14 protein-coding genes and 1 tRNA gene are annotated in these 17,985 nt (G+C 66.1%); 13 read left to right on the top strand and 2 right to left on the bottom strand.

The window, feature by feature from the left end; translation table 11 throughout:
* Positions 1-20: 20 nt before the first annotated feature.
* On the top strand, positions 21-755 hold the full coding sequence (locus ACIBO2_RS12855) for a ZIP family metal transporter (protein WP_358544551.1): 735 nt from the start codon (positions 21-23) through the stop codon (positions 753-755).
* A gap of 74 nt (positions 756-829) precedes the next feature.
* Here ACIBO2_RS12855 and ACIBO2_RS12850 read toward each other — a convergent pair whose 3' ends face one another.
* Positions 830-1,774: a tyrosine-type recombinase/integrase gene (locus ACIBO2_RS12850; RefSeq protein ID WP_358544553.1), complete on the bottom strand. Its 945-nt coding sequence runs from the start codon at positions 1,772-1,774 to the stop codon at positions 830-832.
* Positions 1,775-1,866: 92 nt separating this feature from the next.
* Here ACIBO2_RS12850 and ACIBO2_RS12845 point away from each other — a divergent pair.
* Positions 1,867-1,940, top strand: a tRNA-Arg gene (locus ACIBO2_RS12845).
* A 418-nt stretch (positions 1,941-2,358) separates the two neighbouring features.
* Here ACIBO2_RS12845 and ACIBO2_RS12840 read toward each other — a convergent pair.
* Entirely contained in the window at positions 2,359-2,655 is a 297-nt protein-coding gene (locus tag ACIBO2_RS12840) for a hypothetical protein (RefSeq protein ID WP_397297020.1), read from the bottom strand.
* Positions 2,656-3,409: 754 nt separating this feature from the next.
* Here ACIBO2_RS12840 and ACIBO2_RS12835 point away from each other — a divergent pair.
* The 11 genes from ACIBO2_RS12835 to ACIBO2_RS12785 all read left to right on the top strand — a co-directional run bounded on the left by ACIBO2_RS12835 (position 3,410) and on the right by ACIBO2_RS12785 (position 17,422).
* Positions 3,410-3,634 carry a thiomuracin/GE37468 family thiazolyl RiPP peptide gene (locus tag ACIBO2_RS12835; protein ID WP_358544557.1) on the top strand — a complete coding sequence of 75 codons (225 nt, stop codon included), beginning with the start codon at positions 3,410-3,412 and terminating at the stop codon, positions 3,632-3,634.
* A 54-nt stretch (positions 3,635-3,688) separates the two neighbouring features.
* Positions 3,689-6,259, top strand: coding sequence for a lantibiotic dehydratase (locus ACIBO2_RS12830; protein WP_358544559.1), 2,571 nt, complete (start codon positions 3,689-3,691; stop codon positions 6,257-6,259).
* 19 nt (positions 6,260-6,278) lie between these two features.
* A complete protein-coding gene (locus ACIBO2_RS12825) occupies positions 6,279-7,130 on the top strand; it encodes a thiopeptide-type bacteriocin biosynthesis protein (protein WP_358544561.1) in 852 nt (283 codons plus the stop codon).
* The gene (locus ACIBO2_RS12820) at positions 7,127-8,473 is read left to right on the top strand and encodes a SagB family peptide dehydrogenase (protein ID WP_358544563.1); all 1,347 of its coding nucleotides are present in this window, start codon (positions 7,127-7,129) and stop codon (positions 8,471-8,473) included. The genes ACIBO2_RS12825 and ACIBO2_RS12820 overlap by 4 nt, the downstream gene beginning before the upstream one ends.
* Complete coding sequence (locus tag ACIBO2_RS12815; RefSeq protein WP_358544565.1) at positions 8,470-10,233, top strand: YcaO-like family protein; 1,764 nt, start codon at positions 8,470-8,472, stop codon at positions 10,231-10,233. The genes ACIBO2_RS12820 and ACIBO2_RS12815 overlap by 4 nt, the downstream gene beginning before the upstream one ends.
* Before the next feature lies 1 nt (position 10,234).
* On the top strand, positions 10,235-12,172 hold the full coding sequence (locus tag ACIBO2_RS12810) for a TOMM precursor leader peptide-binding protein (RefSeq protein WP_358544567.1): 1,938 nt from the start codon (positions 10,235-10,237) through the stop codon (positions 12,170-12,172).
* A gap of 59 nt (positions 12,173-12,231) precedes the next feature.
* Positions 12,232-13,830 carry an ABC transporter ATP-binding protein gene (locus ACIBO2_RS12805; RefSeq protein WP_397297014.1) on the top strand — a complete coding sequence of 533 codons (1,599 nt, stop codon included), beginning with the start codon at positions 12,232-12,234 and terminating at the stop codon, positions 13,828-13,830.
* 251 nt (positions 13,831-14,081) lie between these two features.
* On the top strand, positions 14,082-14,474 hold the full coding sequence (locus ACIBO2_RS12800; RefSeq protein WP_397297011.1) for a DUF6262 family protein: 393 nt from the start codon (positions 14,082-14,084) through the stop codon (positions 14,472-14,474).
* Positions 14,475-14,715: 241 nt separating this feature from the next.
* Positions 14,716-15,036 carry a hypothetical protein gene (locus ACIBO2_RS12795; protein ID WP_397297008.1) on the top strand — a complete coding sequence of 107 codons (321 nt, stop codon included), beginning with the start codon at positions 14,716-14,718 and terminating at the stop codon, positions 15,034-15,036.
* Positions 15,037-15,114: 78 nt separating this feature from the next.
* Positions 15,115-16,323, top strand: coding sequence for a hypothetical protein (locus ACIBO2_RS12790; RefSeq protein ID WP_397297005.1), 1,209 nt, complete (start codon positions 15,115-15,117; stop codon positions 16,321-16,323).
* Between the two features lie 328 nt (positions 16,324-16,651).
* Positions 16,652-17,422 (top strand): BTAD domain-containing putative transcriptional regulator, encoded by a 771-nt coding sequence (locus ACIBO2_RS12785; protein WP_358544575.1) that lies wholly within the window; start codon positions 16,652-16,654, stop codon positions 17,420-17,422.
* The last annotated feature ends 563 nt before the right edge of the window (positions 17,423-17,985 follow it).

Below are 17,985 nucleotides of genomic sequence, written 5' to 3'. Positions count from 1 at the left end.
GCCCCCTAGCCTGGAGCCTCATGCCGATCATGCTGTCGTTCGCGGCATTCTTGATGACGCTGCTCGGCGGGCTGGTCGCGCATCGGGTCAAGGAACGCCGTCACCTCGTCCTCGGCGCCGCCGCCGGTGTCATGCTCGGCGTGGTGGCGTTCGACCTGCTGCCGGAGGCGCTTTCCCGCGACCCGGCTCAGCTTGGCGGGGTGCCGGTGCCGATGCTGATGTTCGCGCTGGCGTTCCTGGGCATCCACAGCGTCGAACGCTCCATGGGCATGCACGACGCCCACGAAGGCGACTACGCCTCACACCGCCACTCGCACGCGGGCGTCGGCCTCGTCGCGGGCGCCGCGCTCGTCGTCCACAGCTTCCTCGACGGCGCCGCGATCGGCGCCGCCTTCCAGACCGACACCACGCTCGCGGTCGCGGTCGCGATCGGGGTCATCGCGCACGACTTCACGGACGGGTTCAACACGTACACGATCACTTCCCTGTACGGGAACGCGCGCCGCCGGGCGCTGATCCTGCTGGGCCTGGATGCTCTGGCGCCGGTGACGGGGGCTACGTTGACGTCTCTGATCGCGATACCGGCGGGGGTGCTGGGGGCGTATCTGGGGATGTTCGCCGGGTTTCTGCTGTACTTGGCGACGTCGGACATCCTGCCGGAGGCCCACACCACCAGCCGCGCGGCGGGTTCGACGCTGCTGGCCACGGTGGCGGGGGCGGCGTTCATGTGGCTGGTGATCGCCCTGACGGACTGACTGACGTGCTGCTGTTCATGGTCCGCCACAGGCAGTCGGCACCGAGGTTCAGTGGCGTCCGGCGGCGCTGAGGTTCAGTGGCGCTCGGCGGAGGCGCTGAGGTATCGGCGTACCATCTCCACGCTCTTCCACCCGGTGATCCGCATCAGATCGAGCGGATCGCCGCCCTTCTCCAGATAATCGTCGGCCATCGTCTGCCGGAACCGGTGCGGATGCAGCCGCCCTGGGATTCCCGCCTCCCGACCCCGCCGTTCCAGCATCTGCTGTATGCCCGTCGCGGTCAGCCGCCGATCCCCACCCTCGGCCGTGATGCCGCGTACCGGAAGCCAGAGCCAGGGCGAGGCCGCGTGCGGATGCCGCGTACGGGCCCGCAGATACCGATCGATCGCCGCGGCGGCCTTCGGCCCGATCGGCACCAGATGCGCGTCGTCACCCTTACGGACGATCCGCAGCAGCCGCCGATCCAACCACACATCCCCGGTTTGAGCACTGCCCCGCTGATCACCGGCAGGACCGTGCCGGAGCCCGGCCAGCCAGGACAGCCGCATCCCGTTGTCCATGAGCACCCGCACGATCGCGGTATCCCGACGATCCACCCAAGACCCCCCGGAACACACCTCCAGCAGCGCCTCAAGCTCCCGATCGGCCAGCAACTCGACCGTCCGCCCGGCCCCCTTCGGCGGATCGATCCCGTCCATGGGCGTCCCCGAGATCCGCTCCTCTTCCGCGATCAGCCAGTTGAAGAACACCCGCAGGTTGCGAAAATGCTTGCGCGCGTTCCCGGAACTGGTCGCGGCAGTACTGGCATCGAGAAACGCGCGTACGTTCGCGGCGTCGACCGCCTCCACCTCCACGGGCAACCCGCGCTCGGAGAGAAACCGGGCCAGGACGCGTACGCTGTCGAGGTAGCTGCGGATCGTTCCGGGTGACTTGTCAGCCGCCTGAAGGGACAATTCCCAGGAGGGCACCATGTCGAGCAGGGGAGGCGAAGGGGGCATCTGTCTTCGGGATCGCGCCATGGCCCCTCCAAATCCGATACTGTTCGATCGGCGTATGATTATGCTACCGTCTCTCCTGGTCGGCTGACATGCTGGTCAGAGGCCGAATTCGAGCGCCCTTAGCTCAGCTGGATAGAGCATCGGACTTCTAATCCGACGGTCGCAGGTTCGAATCCTGCAGGGCGCGCTTTGTTCATGGCGCTGAGCTGCGGAAACATGCAATCGCACCCCTGGCTAGAACATAGTTCTGGCCTATCCGTGCTCTCACCGTGCTCGCCCGTACCAACCCTGTACACACCATGATCATCATGCTGTCCATCGCCGCGCTCGTCGCTTTCGTCACATGACGAACGGCTCCGTCCCGCCGCGATCCCAGCGGAACGAAGCCGCCCTCTCCCCGACCGTGTGCCGCTCGAATATTGAGTTACGTACGTTGAGCTGCAGTTAAGCAGCGTGGTGGTATTCGCTGATCATGCCTGCGACGATGGGTCTTCGGCGAATGGACCGCAGGTCGTTGAGGTGGGTCGCGTCGCGGGCGGGCTGCGTTGCGGTGTCCGGGGGCCGTTGGTGCCGGGACTGGTGCGGCCGGTGCCCGTTGTAATGGATCAGGTATTCGCGAAGCACCAGGCCAGACGGCATTCACTGAGGATCAGGATCCGGTCCAACAGTTCGCGGCGCAGTGTGCCGATGACCCGCTCGCAGATTGCGTTCATCCTCGGCGTCCGCGGCAGAGTGGTGATGATCCGAAGCCCTTCGGTTGTGAAGATCTCCCGAAAGGCGACAGTGAAGAGCGGGTCCCGATCGTGGATCAAGAACCGAAGCCCCGCGATGCGCTCCCCCAGGTCCATCGCCAGGTTGCGGGCCTGCTGCAGCGTCCACGCCCCGGTCGGATACGCGGTCACCCCCCTGTGCAGGATCTCCCACACCGTGGAGGCCGCGATCGTGTACCCCAGGCAGGGCCAGCTCACCCTGGATTCGGCGATGCCCCCAGGTCGGATTCTCCCGCGCCATCCGCACAATCAGCGCCTTGACCGGCCGGCGGGTGCAAGGCCGACCCGGGCGCCGCCTGTCGGTGAAGGTCCACTTCCGCGCCACGAGGTTGCGGTGCCAGCGCAAGATCGTCAGGGGTTACCGGGAACACCTCGGCCCACCGGCGGCGCTGGATCAGTCGAGACAATGCCGCGAACCAGAGCCGGTCGGCACGACCCCATCGCGGCCGGACTTCGAGTTGACGCCGGAGCACCTGGTTCTCGTGTCGGAGCACCAGCAGCTCAGCCTCTCTGGACGCATCAGAGCGGACCAGCACCGCTACCAGCCCGCATAAGCACCGAACCACCCGGTAGATCAGCGACAACAGCACTCCGCGATGGTGGCAGCCGCCGAACTGATCGCGCAGCAGAATCCCAGTTCAGCGCCCGAAAGCGTGTTTTCGAGCGGGACACGGCGAGCCGGGCGCCTTCGGCGAGGGTGACGTCCACCCGTCAAACACCGCGGACGAGGTGCTGCGCGCGTGGTCGTCTCGTCAGGCATCGCCACACGGTGAGTCGTTGAAGTCACCGGCCCCGGCGGCATAGGGCCGATATACCTCGGACATACCGGCCCGACCTACAGTCGACCACGCGCGATGTCACATTCCGTTAGGCGAAAGGGGTATCGATGCCGCCCGACCAAACGCTCGACTTCGATGTGCACGACCTTCCGATGGACGTGTTCGACCTCACGGTCAGCGGGTTGGAGGTGCAAACCCTGACGCTGGGCCGCGGCATGGATGTGGTCGCGTCCTGTTGCGGCCCAACCCGCTGCATCGTCGGCTGCGGCGGCTGCTCGTGTTTGGACAAGCCGGAACCGATCGTCGGTCCCGACGAGGAAGAAGAAGAGTAGCGGATTGGCCTGCGGGCCGTCTCGCTTTGAAGACGGCCCGCAGGCATGGGCCCGATGTTCGTAAGTGAGGTGACAGTGATCGCTCCTCCGCTGATCCGGCTGGCCGGAATACCGTCGACCGTCCTTCAAGAGCTGCGCTTTCACAGGGTGGGACAGGCCGTGGAGGATCGGCTCGTGCTCCGGCGATGGGTCGAAACCGAAGGCGGAGCACTGAGTGACGCGCTTTACAAGGTGATCGCAGGCATGGCAGATGAGCCCGCGAAGCCACTCCTTGTCGGCCTGCGGCGGGCCCTCTACCAAGGGCGCAATCCCACGGCGCGCGAGTGGAACCCGCAGACGCGGGAGTTACTCGGCCGCGAACTCACCGACCGAGTGCACCACTGGCTGGCGGCCTGCGATCAGTGGCGCGAAGGTAGCCACGATCTTGAGGAGCTGATCAGATCGGAGACGGTTGCCAGAGAGTCCCGACTGCGGGACCTCGCGTCCGCCCCGTCCTTCCAGCGAGCGCTCGCGCAGGCCAGCCCAGCACTCTCCGCAGACCTGGACAAATGGCTGGCTGATCCGAGCCGCAGCACAAGGCGGCTCGCAACGGCCCTGGCCAAGTACCTGACTCGGGCCGCAGCGAAAACCAGCCCCTTCAGCACGTTCATGGTGGCGGGACGCGGCACGTGGGCGGAGGACGACATCGTGGTCCGCCAGTGTGCCGGGGGGTTACGAAGTGCTTGGGGCGTGCTCGAGCTCGGCCATGTCGCTCGATCAGACCTGCACGCCGCGCTTCTGGCGAGCGAACGGACACGGCGCGGCATGATCGTCCGCGTCAACCCCAGTGTGGTCGCCATCGATGATCGGCTGCGCTTTCTGGGGCATCTGCCGCAGGAGCCGATCGTCACGACCCATGAGACACCGACGATTCGTGCCTGTCTCAAACTGATCCCCGACGACGCCACAATGACCTTCGGTCATCTCGCGAACAAACTGGCGGCGACGGGCAATGCACAGGAGGCAGAGGTCAATGCCTTCCTCGAGCGCCTCGTCGAGATCGGCTTGCTGCAGATCGTGCCCCAGCCCAATGGACAGATCACGACGCCGGGCGAGGCAGGGCGCTGGCTGCGATCGCTTGGTGAGGAGTTCGCGGCGGCGAGTTCACTCCTTCAGGCAGTCAGCGAGCCCGTGCGCGCCACCGTACCGATCGAGGATGTTGATCGGCATCGGCTGCGACTGGGGACGGCCCGGCGCGCTCTGGCGAGGCTGTCCGACCACCTGGGGCAGCCGATCGCGCTGGACGAGAGGCTGACTTTCGACGCGGCCGTGAGCGCGCACCCCTTGGCCGAGTGCGGCCGCCGCGCATGGAGTCCGGTGCTGGCCGACCTACAGGTCATTCGCCGCTGGCTCGCATTGTTCAGCCCCGGCCAAGACTTGAAAATCGCGCTGGACACCTGGTGGGGCCAGCACCCCGGCGCCAGTCGCCGGGTTTCCTTCCTGGACTTCTACCACGAGGTCCTGCAGGAAGTCGGCGGCGGTTCTCCGGCAGGGAAGGAGATCGGCCGATTGTGGCACTCGACGGGAAGCCGGACGGAAAGTGTGTTCGGCCGCATCCCCGAGCTGCATGCCCTTCGCGATGCCGCGGCAAGCGTGCTGTGGCGGGACACCGATGCCCATGGGGTCGTCAGCATAGATCCGGGCGAGTTGACCGACGCAGTGGCAAGGTTCCCCCGATGGCTGGACGATCTGCACTCGCTGGGAGTGTATGGGCAACCGCTGGTGGAAGACGCGCAGCCTGTGTTCGTGGTCAACAACGTCTTCACTGGATACGGCAAGGGTCACCGTCGCCTGGACCATCTGGTGGGAGAGTCCACAGAGCCGTGGGCACAGCCCTCCGGCGACTATCCGGTGTTCGCCGCTCTCGGTGGGTCGCTGGGGACCTCCTTGAATGTCCGGGAGCCCTGCGTGCCGCACGAGATTGCCTATCCGTGGCACGGGGACGTGCGACCGGGTGTCCGCCGGATCGATCTGCGTGACCTGTGGGTGGAGCGAGACCATGGCCGCGAGCTGCTACGACTGCGGTCAGAAAGCCTCGACCAGCAGGTCTTGCCTCTACATCTCGGCATGAGCGCCCCATGGACCCTGCCACGTGCGGCGCAGTTACTCGTCAGAGCGTTCGGGGAAGAACCTCCCGTGCCGATCATGAACATCGCGCCGCGAGGGCACTGGGCAGCTCTGCCTGAGGTGTATGTGGTTCCGCGAGCGCGGGTGGGGCGCGTTGTGGTCCGCAGGGCGAGCCAGCAGATGGCGCCGGCGAGCATTCCCACGCAGCGGGTGGGCGAGCGAATGGCCGACTACCTCGTACGGCTGACCGCGTGGCGGAGGGAGTCGGAAGTTCCGGAAACGAGCTTCGTGAAAGGTTTCTCGAGAAGGCGTTCCTTCGCTCGGCCGAACGACCACAAGCCGCTCTACATGGATTTCGCGAACCCGTTTCACCTGCAGGTCTTCGCCGAGTTTCTGCGACTGTCGCACGATGTGGTCGTTTTCGAGGAGGCGCTGCCCGATCCGATGCTGGCTCAAGAGAATTACGGCCGCCCCCACGTCATGGAAATGGTGATCGATGTCGCGGCATGGGGCGATTGATATGGGCCACGGCGAGTGGATGAGCGCACACATTTTCTACCACGGCGATCATGATCGCGTCATCGTCGACCTGATAAGCCTCATCGTGGAGGAACTGGCGGGCGGTGGAGCACCTCCGGACTTCTTCTTTCTCCGCTACTGGGAGGGTGGACCTCATGTGCGCCTGCGCATACGGGCAGAGCCGCCCGACCACGACCGAGTCCGCCGCGTCATTGAGGCGAGGTGCCGTGCCTTCTTCCGTGCCCGTCCGTCCGCCGACGCAATTTGTCAGGGGGACTACGACAAGACCTCCGCCCGGCTGGCCCGCGCGGAGGGGATGACGGACTTCACGCGTGAATTGGCCGCGAACAACTCTGTCTCGTTCATCCCCTACCGCAGGGAGTACCGGCGCTATGGGCGAGCCGCGATGGCCGCGGTGGAAGAGCACTTTGTGGATTCCAGCAGGATCATCCTGTCCATGCTTTCACAAGGGGCCACTCCCAAGCAGCGGGTCACTGCCGCTGTGGCTATGTATCTCATCGTCTGGCTGCGGCTAGGCGGAGCGGCTGGGAGTGCACCGCCGGAAGCCGATTATGCCGACCACTTCGCGCGACAACGCGACGTCCTGCTTCCGCTTGGCCGGCGCATGCGCGCGCTCGTCGATAACGCGCATCGAATCTCGCGTGACGACAGCCTGGCGGGTTGGTCACGGACGACGGCGAGGCTGCAGGAGGCGCTGGAGGCAGACCGCCAGCGACTACCCAAGGTGATGACGCTGTGTGCGCACCTCGCGGCGAACCGGCTAGGCGTTGATCTGCTCTCCGAGCGGTATGCCTCTTCCTTGGCCTTGAGGACCGTCCTAGAACTGTGCGAGGAAGAGCAGCCGGCATGACGTTACAGATCGAGGAAAGCGTTCGGCTGCGACCGGGTGTGGCCGGGGCCGTGGCTCCCGACAACTCCTACCACCTGCTCAGCTGGCCATACAGCACGTCGCTTGGCCCCTTGAGCACGATGCAGCAGAATCTGCTGCAGAGGCTGAGTCAAGCGTCGATCCCCGTAGCCGAGCTGGCGGAGCAGGACTTCGAAACCCACCTGGGCCTGCTGCGGGTCGGCGGATGGCTGCACGTCACTGTGGCCGTCGATGGGCAGAGACTTTACACTGTGGAGCCAGAGGGGCCCGAGGACTACCGTGACGGCGAGACGCCTGAGGACTTGGCGTTGTCGCGTTTCGCGATCGCATGCAGGGACGGAGCCGAGGTAGTCCTGGAGTCGCCCCGCTCTTGGTGTCGAGTGCGGTTGCATGACTCCCGTGCCCTGGCCTGGCTTGGACCGTCGCGGGTGGCCGATGATGACGTTGTGCCCCTGCGCCGACTCCGTCGCGACCTGTGGGCATGCGGCTTGGCGGTCTCTCCGACCGACGACGAGAACGACCGCCTCTCGACATGCCAGTGGCAGCCACACGAGCTGTGGTTTCATCACCGCAGCCGCATCCACCAGCCCGGGGCCACACACGGCAAGAGCACGTGGGCGGCGGGGAGATTCGACCCGCCAGCCGCGCATCATGAGCCGTTCGGTGGCGAGGTCGTCGACCTCATCCAGCCCGACCTGAGCCGCCTGCGTGCCAGCGACCCGAGCCTGACCGCAGTGCTGGAGCAGCGGAGTTCGATCCGCGGGCACGACGACGCGCGCCCGCTGACCGCGGATGAACTCGGGGAATTCCTCTACCGCTGTGCGCGTAACCGGGATGTCTATCGTGGCTACGGCGTCGACTACGTGAGCCGGCCCTATCCCGCCGGCGGAGCCATGCATGAACTGGAGATCTACCCGGTGATCCGGAAGGTCTCTGGCCTCGAGCAGGGGCTCTATCACTACGATCCGCAGCACCATCGACTGGAACGGGTCTGCGGGGCGACGCCACAGGTGCGGCGGCTCCTGCGCGCCGCGGCCGCGTCGGCGGCGACCGATCGGGATCCGCAGGTGCTCCTGGTGATCGCGGCGCGGTTCGGACGAGTCATGTGGAGCTACCAGTCGATGGCCTATTCGCTGATCTCAAAGCATGTCGGGGTCCTCTTCCAGACGATGTACCTGGTGGCCACCGCGATGGGGCTGGCGCCCTGTGCGCTTGGAGGAGGGGATGCCGCCGCATTCGCTGCGGCCACCGGTCTGGACGCAATGGAAGAAGGCACGGTGGGCGAATTCATGCTCGGCTCCGTCCCCGGAAAGGCGGGAAGATGAGGCTGCGGTTACGCGACGACGTCTACGTGGCCGCGACCGACGACGGCGTTCGCATTCTCACGCATCGGGGGCTAGCGCGAGTCGACGGGACATCCATCGCGGATTGGATTGATCGGCTCGCGCCGTTTCTCAATGGGGCGCACACCATCGAGGAACTGACCGCTCGGTTGCCGAGCGATCGTGTTGAAGCGGTAAAGCGGGTCGTCGACCTTTTGCGGGCATGCGACGCCGTGCAGGAGTTGCCGCAGCAGGATGACGATCGTGAAGTCCACTACCTTGAACGCGCCTCGGTAATCGCGGGCGTCGAGCCGATGCTGGAGCCTCTGGTACGGGCCGCGTTGGCTTCCGGCTTGCGAAACATCACGGTGATGGATCTGGATGCCACCCCGGGAATAGCCGAAGTGCCCGAGAGAACCGAAATGGTGTTCTACGCCGGCGACGGGCCATCGGCCCTGCCGCTGCAGCGTGCGTGCGCACAGGCCGCGATTCCTGTCGCCTTGATGGTGGACACCGGGGAGGCCACCTGGCTCCTTCCACCAGGGACGCCTGGGTGGGACGACGTCAGGCGCCGCATGGGCACGACAACCGCTCACGTCGGCACACCGGTGTTGGGAGCAGCCGCACGCCTGGTCCGCGCCGCCTCCCGTGCCCTGACGGGTGCCATGCCGCCCGCCGAACGTGGACGCCTCGTTCGAATCGAGCAAGGCACGTGGACTCACACGTGGCACTCATGCATTCCCCATCCCTTCGCCCGAACGGCGTCCGTAAGTTCGCGCGAGGAGTTCATTCAGCGGGTGCGGGACCTCTTAGCGGGCGAGCCGCTCGACCAGGAGTCGTTCCTGCGCAGGATCGCACCCTGTAACGACGAACACCTGGGAGTCTTCACCCTCAAGGAGGTCGCGGGTCCGCAGATCCCGCTGAACCTCTGCCGCTCCGTGCTGGCGGATGGGGATTCCGAGATCGGCGCCGGGTTCGGTTATGACGCGGCGCGCCGCGACGCCGCGCGTAAGGCGCTAGCCGCCTACGGAGCGCGTATGGTAGATCCCCGGCGGCTGACCGGAGCCGACGGGCGTCCACTGATGGATTCCCGGGCCGATCCCGACGTCCATCCGGAGCGGTCGCGGGCGGTCCTCCGGCACGGTTACGTCTGGGCATACGAGATCGACGATCCCGAGAAAGTGCGGCTGCTGCCGGCCGCCGACGTGTTCGTGAAGCGAGGCGCCGGGCTCGCGGCCGGTGATGACTGGGAGCGGGCGGTCGGCCGAGGGCTGGCCGATCAGTGCCTGCGAACGGCCATGGCCAGCCTCTCCTCTCAATCTGAGCCGTTTCCGCAGATCGACATCACAACGGTCGATCTGCACGAGGAGGGCCGGAGATGCCGAGACATCCTCACCCGGCTCGATGAGCTACCCCAGGTCTATGACCTCACCGGTCCACTCGGTGTCCCGATCTTCGCGTGCTGCTCCGGAGAGGCCACGATTGGCTACTTCGCCGACCTGGACCCGGCTGCGGCCCTGGGAGAGGGACTGAGGTGCGCTCTACAACGCCTGCAGTCCACAGGTTACGGCGAAGCAGAACCTCTCCCCTATCGGCTCCGTGGTCCATGGCAACAGACCTCCGCCCCGCCCGGTGACATGACAGCAGTGGCGTCGCGCCTGCACGCCCAGGGACGTGTGGCGTTAGCCGTACCGCTCGATCATGATCCGGAGGTGGCCGCGATCATGCCATATCTGACACGGGTTGTGATGTGTGATGCGTGAGGTGGCACTGATCGGGCGCGGGCTGATCCGCGACGCCATCGCCCAGGAACTCTCGAACGGCTGGCAGGTCAGCTGTCACGAAACGGCGTTGCCTTTACTCGGAAACCCGTGTCTGCTGATCGCGGCCGACGATGGTTGGAACACCGCTCGCACCGCGGAGATGCGAGCCGCCGCCACCACGCTGGCGGTGCCCTGGGTACGCGTCCGAGTGGAGCTGAATCACGTGGTGATCGGTCCAACGGAAACCCCGGGACAGGCGGGATGCGTGTCCTGCGCCGAGCGGCGGCGGCACCGCCTCCGTGCCGACCAGGAGGGACATCGGGCCATCTGGCGGCGGCACCGCCAGATCCTGCGTGAGCGCCCGTCCTCATGGCTCACTCGGCCGGGCGCCGCGCTGGTGGCGGAACTCCTCGCGGCGGAGGCGGCGGCCCTGCTGACCGAAGGCAGCTCTCCCCACTCCCACCGAGCCTTCTTCCGGGTGAACCTGGAACGACTCGACGTCCGCCTGCACCCGTTCCTGCCCGATTCATTCTGCAGCACCTGCGGCGACGCGCCGGCAGACACCGCCGAGTTGGCCGACCTGACTCTGGAGCCCAGGCCAATGCATCGCGAGGGCAGCTTTCGAACGCGAAACGTCGACGAAGACCTGGAAAAGCTGTACGTCGACCCCGAGTGCGGACTGATCGGCTCGATCTCGGAGTGGACGACGGGCGGATTGGCCGTAGCGTCGGCCACGGTGGGTGCGCGCGGCCTGGGCGAGGTGGTCGGCTATGGGCGGACTGGGACTCGCGCCGCCAGCAGGCGTATCGCCGTACTCGAGGGACTCGAGCGGTACGGCGGCGCCCCGGGCGCTCGGAGGCCGGCGGTGCGCGCAAGCTTCGCCGAGGTCGCCGATCACGCACTCGATCCGCGAACACTCGGCCTCTACCCGCCGGAACGCTACCGCTTGCCTGGCTTCCGGTTTCGGCCATTCGACGTGAACGAGACCCATACCTGGGTGTGGGGATACTCCTTCGCCCGGGAAGAGCCGATCCTAGTGCCGGAGACATGCGCCTACTACCAGCACAGACAAGGGCATGGGCACGAACAGGAGCTGATCTACGAGATCTCCAACGGCTGCGCGCTCGGCGGCTCACTTGAAGAGGCGATCTTGCACGGTGTTCTGGAGGTTGCGGAGCGAGATGCCTTCCTGCTGACCTGGTACTGTCGGCTGCCCGCTCCGCGCATTGAGCTGACCGCGGCCGCCGACCATCGGCTGCACCTGCTGCACGCGGCGCTGGAGGTGGAGACCGGATATCACATCTCGTTCCACGACATCAGTGTCGAGCAGCGGATCCCCTGTGTATGGGCCATGGCCGTAAACCCTCACGACGACGGCCGACCGGCAGCGATCTCCACAGCCGGATCCAGCCCCGACCCTGAACGTGCCATGGTTAACGCTCTGGCGGAGGTCGCCTCCAGCATCGCTCCCCTAGCAGACGTATACGCCCAGAATATGGATCGGGCGCGGCGGATGGTCACCGATCCCGGGCTCGTCAAGGATATGGACGACCATGCCTTGCTCTACGCGGATCCAGTTGCGGCGCGGCGGCTCAGTTTCCTGACTGAATCGTCCGGTGTACGCAAGCCGGCTGACATCGGAGCCCCAGAAGCCTTCACCGGCAACGATGTGACGGGTGTCCTCACCGAGACGGTCAGGCGTTACCTGGATACCGGGCTCGATGTGATCGTGATCGACCAGAGCGGCTCAGAGCACCGGGCGGGCGGGTTCGCCTGCGTGAAGGTGCTGATTCCCGGCACGCTGTCGATGACCTTCGGGCACGACAACCGTCGGGTGGACGGCCTGCCGCGGCTGCTGACTGTGCCGCGGCTGCTGGGCTACCGGGGCCGGGACCTGAGGCCCGGAGAGCTCAATCCCTACCCTCACCCCTTCCCGTGACCGCCGCATCGGTCGTCCGGCGCATGCTGGCATGGTTTCGTCCCCATCGGTGGCGTGTCGTGATCTCTCTGGCCATCGTGGTGATCTCCGTACCGTTGGGAGTCGTCAGTCCACTGCTGACACGCACGGTAATCGATCAAGGCCTGCTCCGTGGCGACGTTACGCTGCTGACGCTGCTGTGCGGGCTCATGGTCGTGCTGGGCGTCGCGAACAGCGCTTTGACCGTCGGCAATGTGGCTCTCACCAACAGCATCGGCCAGCGGGTCACGACCACCCTGCGCGCAACCGTGTACGGCAGGGCCCAAGCGCAGGAGCTGGCCTTCTACACCGAGGAAAGCACCTCCGAGGTGCAGGCTCGGCTCGTCAGCGACATCGACGGCGTGGACCGGTTCGTCACCAACACCGTGCAGCAGGCGCTGGCCGCGGCGACCGCACTGGCCGCCTCAGGCATCGCGATGCTGGTGCTGAGCTGGCCGCTGGCCCTCCTCTCCTTCGCCATGGCGTACGTGCTGGCGTTGTTCAACCACCGCTTCGCCAAGAAGCGCCAGGACCTGGCCCGGCAGCGACAGCGGCACATCACCTCGGTGCTGCGCTTCTCCGCTGAGGACCTCAGCCTGGGCGGTGTCATCCTGGGCCGGACGCTACACCGGACGAGGTGGCAGCTCGAACGGTTCGTCGATGTGTGCAGGCAGCTGAGCGAGATCACGGTTCGCCAGCGGGTGGTAGGCGCCACCGCCTACGTGATCATCGGGGCATCGTTCGCCTGCGTGCCACCCCTAGTGTTCTGGCTGTCCGGCACGGCGGTCACCGGGCTGAGCGTGGGAACGGTGATCGTCATGGTGATGCTGCAGATGCAGCTGTCCGATCCCATCCAGTCACTTCTGCAACTGTCCAGCAGTCTCCATGTCTCGCTGGCCAAGTTCGAGCGCGTCATCGAATACCTGGACATGCCGACGACCGTGGCAGTCGACGAAGATCCGGCCCCGGTTCCGAGGACCGAGATCAGCGTGACCCTGCGCGATGTGAGCCACCGGTACGGCGAGGGTGGGCGGACCGTGCTCAGCGGAATCGATCTGGACTTGCCCCCGGGGTCGGTAACGATCGTGCGCGGACGCACGGGGTCGGGCAAGAGCACGCTGGGGTTGATCCTGGCGGGCCTCCTGCGCCCGGCCGTGGGGACAGTCCATGTCTCAGGCGCCAGCGGTGCGACCCTGCGTGAGGTAGCCACGATCGTTCCGCAGCACACCACCCTGTTCGATGCGTCGATCCGGGAGAATTTGATGTTCGCCCGCGACGACGTGACCGAGGAGGACATCGTCCGGGCGATCGCCGCCGTTCGGCTGGACGATCTGGTGGCGAAGCTGCCACGAGGCCTCGACACTCCCATCGGCCAGGAGGGGCATCAGTTGTCGGGCGGAGAGCGTCAACGCCTGGCAGTGGCAAGGGCATTGCTTGCCGAATGGCAGGTGCTCATCGTCGATGAGGTCACCAGCGCCCTCGACGGCATCACCTCGGACGAGGTCTACGACAGCCTTCGCCTGTACTGCCAGGGAAGAACTCTGGTGATCATCGCGCACCGGCTTCCGCGTATCCAGCCCACGGACTGCGTGGTGGTGATGGCACACGGACGCATCGTGGAGAGCTGCCAGGCATGCTGATCAGCACCCAACGGCTATTGCGGGCGTCCGCTGCGGCAGACCTGCCCGCATCCCAACGCGTGCCTGACGTGCGACGACTTTCTGACCGACGGTCAATTCCTGGACCAGCACCGCGACCAGCTGAACCGCACCCGCAACCTCATCGCCACCGGCCAGGCTTGCGGCAACCAGCGCCTGGTCGAGATGAATCAGCGTGTCGAGATCAGCCTCACCCGCGTGATGGACACCATCGAGAAGCTGGAGTCGCCGTGATGCCCGATAACATCCGCTACCTTCGAGCCGCCGAACAGCAGCGCCGGGCACAGCTCGTGGATCAGGCCCGCGCGGCGATCCGCCACCTCGACGCTGCCGGAGAAGTCATCACCGTCGCCGCGGTTGTCCGGGCCTCGGGTACCTCTCGCGCGTTCCTTTACCGCGTCCCCGAGTTGATCGAGGACATTCAACGGTTGCGGTCCCGACAACAGCAGACCGGGCAACGTCAGCCCGTCCGCCAGCGGATGACCGATCCCTCCAAGGGAGCCCGCATTCGTCAACTCACCAGCGCCAACCGTGAGCTTCGCTCGGAGGTCTCCCGGCTGCGTGAGCAGAACGCTCTCCTGCTCGGCCGACTTCGTGAGACCGCAGCCACAACACCTATTGACTGAGACCGTCCCCCCCGGTGCAGGAGAGCTGAGATGCCTTCCCTCCGGCGCGGGCGCCGATATCCGTCGAGGCCTGGACCGGAGGGCGTGACACCGACCCGAGCGCCGGGCCCCTGGGCTGGGTGGAGATCAGTGACCGCAAGGCGGGAGCGATCAAGCTGACGCCGACCGAGGCCGCCCCTCGTTCTTAATCCGGCGCAGGTTGCACGGCCATGCGGCGATCGTCGGGACCGCGGGACTGACGTTGTCGATCGTCGGCGCCGGCGGCGCTTCCGCCTCTGCGTCGGCTGACAAGACTCTCAGCGGCAGTTGCTCGTCGGACCCCAAGGGTTACAGCGGCTCGGCGCGCTACTACTACAACAGCGCAGGGAGTGACGTCTTCACCAAGTTCACGTACACGATTGGCGGTCGCGCTGGATCGAAGACCGACGTGGCCATCGATGTCTATTCGGACAAGAACAACGCGGTCGACAAGTGGCACGGCGGTTGGGGCACCGACAGCGCCAAGGTGGGCACGAAGAGCACGACCGTCCACATCATCAGCCCGGCGAAGGACAAGGTCTAGGTGAAATTCTGGGTGCGCTGGGACCTTCCGGGCCTCGACCCCACGTGCAGCTTCCAGACCAAGCGGATCTAGCGGCCGATGATCCGCCGCGCACTTGTCGCGTCCCTGCTGGCGCTGGTGGCGGTCACGTCGTGTTCCACCGGCGGTGAGCAGGAAATTCCGCCGCTCTTCGTCGCCGCCTCCTCGACGGGGGCGATCGTGTACGACCCGCAGACCGAATCGCACCTCGGGTACGCCTCGGACGGGCGGCACGTGTGGACGGACAAGCAGGCTGCCGTCTGCGCGGCCCGGTGCCCTGAAGCGGCCTTCTCCACCGCTACCCGGAAGGTGCTGAGCCGGCGGGGCGATGCGGACACGGTCGTCGCCGAGGGAGGCACGCTCCAGATCCAGCGTTCGGACGGCAAGAAGGAGAGCTATCAGGTCGTCGGCGTGGAGAGCGTCCTCTGGCGGGAGAGCCCCGACCGGACGACGGCTCTGCTGCTCTACGCCGACCCCACGCTGCCCGGCGGTGAGATCCTGCGCTTCCAGCGCGACGCTCACGGATGGCGGGCTACAGGGGAGCGCGTGCCCGCTGGGGGGTTCTGGGGTGGCTGCGTCGGCGGAGACTGGGCGGTCCTGACCGGCGAGCGTGGAGGGATACTCAAGGACGGGACCGCCGTTCCCCTTCAGGTCAATCTCGACCAGCCCGGGGAATGCGTGGCCGGTACGCGAGGGGGCGCGGTGGTGTCCCGCTACGTCGACCAGCGCGGAACCCATCACACCGAGGTTCGCGGCATCGACCCGAGCGGGCGGCAGACGTGGTCGCGCGATGTCGCCGCTCGGGCCGGTGTGATCGCCGATCCGTCCGGTACGGCGGTCGGCCTGGTCCACGATGGTGAGCTGGAGTTGCTCGACGTCAAGGGGGAGGTCCGCGAGCGGCGCGAGGGCGGCCTCATTGAGACCGCCTCCGGCCAGGCGTCCCCATTCGGGGCGCGTCTTTCGGCATTACCGCTCCTCAGTCCTTCTCGAAACCGCTGCCGCCCTTCGCCATGTGACCGGCTCTCCCGGACCCGGACTACTACGGCGGCTCCGCCCCACTCGGCCCGTTCAGCGGTCGGTGCGCCTATCCACGCCCACAGACCGGACGTCTGCCGGCGGGGAGCCGTTACCGAGTGGTTCCCATGTTCACTGTGTGTCGCTCGACGAAGGAGGAGCCCGACTGTGTCCCAGCAGCATCGCCACGAGTACGCCGCAGCCCTTCCCCGTGGCCGTCCCGTTCGCCGGGCCCGCAGCATCTGGCAGTGCTGACACGTCCCGGCTTTGTCAGGGCTGCTCCCACCGGCACCACCCGGATCAGGGTGCCCTCAACTTCATCGACCTGCTGCCGACAGGCCGAAGGCAGAGGTCTCTCACCTCCACTCGAAGCACAGCGCCTCATGGCGCAACCGCGCAACTTCGAAGACCCGACATACCGGCGACATACCAGCAGTAAACCGGCTCAACGTAGCGTAGTCCGCGCCAGTCTTGCGGCACCGGCGGCCGGGTGTACATGTATCCCGCGTTCCTGGCCACTTACGCGTCGACCAGGTACGGCTGCGCCGTCCCTTACTTGCTCGAAACGCTTGGAGGCGAATGGATGTTCTCGTTGCTGGGGCCGTTGCGGGTGGTGGACTCCGCGAGAGAGATCCCTGTTCAGGCTGCCAAGCAGCGGGCCATCTTGGCCATGCTCCTGCTGAGATCGAACCAGGTGGTCACCTTCGACCTTCTCACCTCGGAATTGTGGCCAGCCGGTCCACCGGCCACGGCGAAGACGAGCCTGCAGACATATGTCTATCGCCTACGGCGGGCGATCGCCCCGCTCGCCGCGCGAGGCGTCGGGCTCCGAACCCAAGGTTCCGGATACCTGTTGGCCGTGCCGGACGGCATCGTTGACCTTGGGATATTCGAGAAACTGACCACCACCGGCACCGAAGCCTTGAACACGGGAGACCCCTGCCGAGCAGCCGAGTGCCTGCGAGATGCGCTCGGGATGTGGCGCGGGCCGTTGCTGGCCGATGTGGATGTCGAGGTCGTCCGCCAGGAACGCCGCCGAATGGAAGAAATTCGCCTGAACGCCTATGAGATGCGCCTTGAGGCGGAGCTGCGGCTCGGCCTCAACATCCACGTCGTCCCCGAACTGGAGCATTTCATCGCCGCCCAGCCGTTCAGGGAGACGTTGTGGGCCACGTTGATGCGGGCCCTGAACGCCGGAGGCCGTCGTATGGAAGCCCTCGCCGCGTATCGGAGGCTTTACCGGGTCCTCGACCAGGAACTCGGCATTCAGCCGAACGCCGAAGTGCAGCGACTTTACCAGGACATCCTTCACGGGCACCCTGACAGCCTGATCCTCTCGGGTGGCCGGCGTTAGAGCTGATCCGCTGTTTGAGAAGATGCACATGCCGCAGTTGCGCAGACTGGTTGGCCGTTCCGGCAGCTGCCGTCTCAGGCCTGGCCGGCGCAGGGGTCGGGCATTTCCCGCGCTGCGGCGAATTGCCCGACCCGTTGCTGGCCGCTACGCGGCTAGCAACACCGGCGGTCGAGAATTTGCAACGTGCCATAGGTGCTTCCCGGCCCCCAGTTGCACGCGTACTTCGTCTGCTGTGACTTGCTGCTGCAACCGGGGTTGTAATAGCACCGTCCCCACCAATAGCCGCCGATGGGTCTGTTGTAGCACTTGGTGACGGCATCGGCAGAGTCCTCGGGAAGGATCCATGCCACGGTGCGGTCTGCGAGTCTGGTTATGATCTTCACGATCCAAAGCCATTTCTTCGTTGCGGTCTCAGCCTGAATCCACGGCTTGACATCTTGTGATCATTTCTTGGGTCAATGTCTCGACGAGGACTGCTTCTCCTGGTGGAGCGCTGCTGTCGGGGTGTGGGAGGGGCGCCGTGCGCGGCCCGCCGCCCCTCCCACATTCAGAGCATTCGCGTC

Source organism: Nonomuraea sp. NPDC050022, from assembly GCF_044460705.1.
Taxonomy (GTDB): domain Bacteria; phylum Actinomycetota; class Actinomycetes; order Streptosporangiales; family Streptosporangiaceae; genus Nonomuraea.
This window is presented reverse-complemented; position numbering and strand designations above follow the sequence as displayed.

Bases quoted from the DNA above. Each gene is read 5' to 3' on its own strand.
- ACIBO2_RS12855 (WP_358544551.1), top strand. From the start codon at position 21: ATGCCGATCATGCTGTCGTTCGCGGCATTCTTGATGACGCTGCTCGGC.
- ACIBO2_RS12850 (WP_358544553.1), bottom strand. From the start codon at position 1,774: ATGGCGCGATCCCGAAGACAGATGCCCCCTTCGCCTCCCCTGCTCGAC.
- ACIBO2_RS12835 (WP_358544557.1), top strand. From the start codon at position 3,410: ATGCCGCCCGACCAAACGCTCGACTTCGATGTGCACGACCTTCCGATG.
- ACIBO2_RS12830 (WP_358544559.1), top strand. From the start codon at position 3,689: ATGTTCGTAAGTGAGGTGACAGTGATCGCTCCTCCGCTGATCCGGCTG.
- ACIBO2_RS12825 (WP_358544561.1), top strand. From the start codon at position 6,279: ATGAGCGCACACATTTTCTACCACGGCGATCATGATCGCGTCATCGTC.
- ACIBO2_RS12820 (WP_358544563.1), top strand. From the start codon at position 7,127: ATGACGTTACAGATCGAGGAAAGCGTTCGGCTGCGACCGGGTGTGGCC.
- ACIBO2_RS12815 (WP_358544565.1), top strand. From the start codon at position 8,470: ATGAGGCTGCGGTTACGCGACGACGTCTACGTGGCCGCGACCGACGAC.
- ACIBO2_RS12800 (WP_397297011.1), top strand. From the start codon at position 14,082: ATGCCCGATAACATCCGCTACCTTCGAGCCGCCGAACAGCAGCGCCGG.
- ACIBO2_RS12790 (WP_397297005.1), top strand. From the start codon at position 15,115: ATGATCCGCCGCGCACTTGTCGCGTCCCTGCTGGCGCTGGTGGCGGTC.
- ACIBO2_RS12785 (WP_358544575.1), top strand. From the start codon at position 16,652: ATGTTCTCGTTGCTGGGGCCGTTGCGGGTGGTGGACTCCGCGAGAGAG.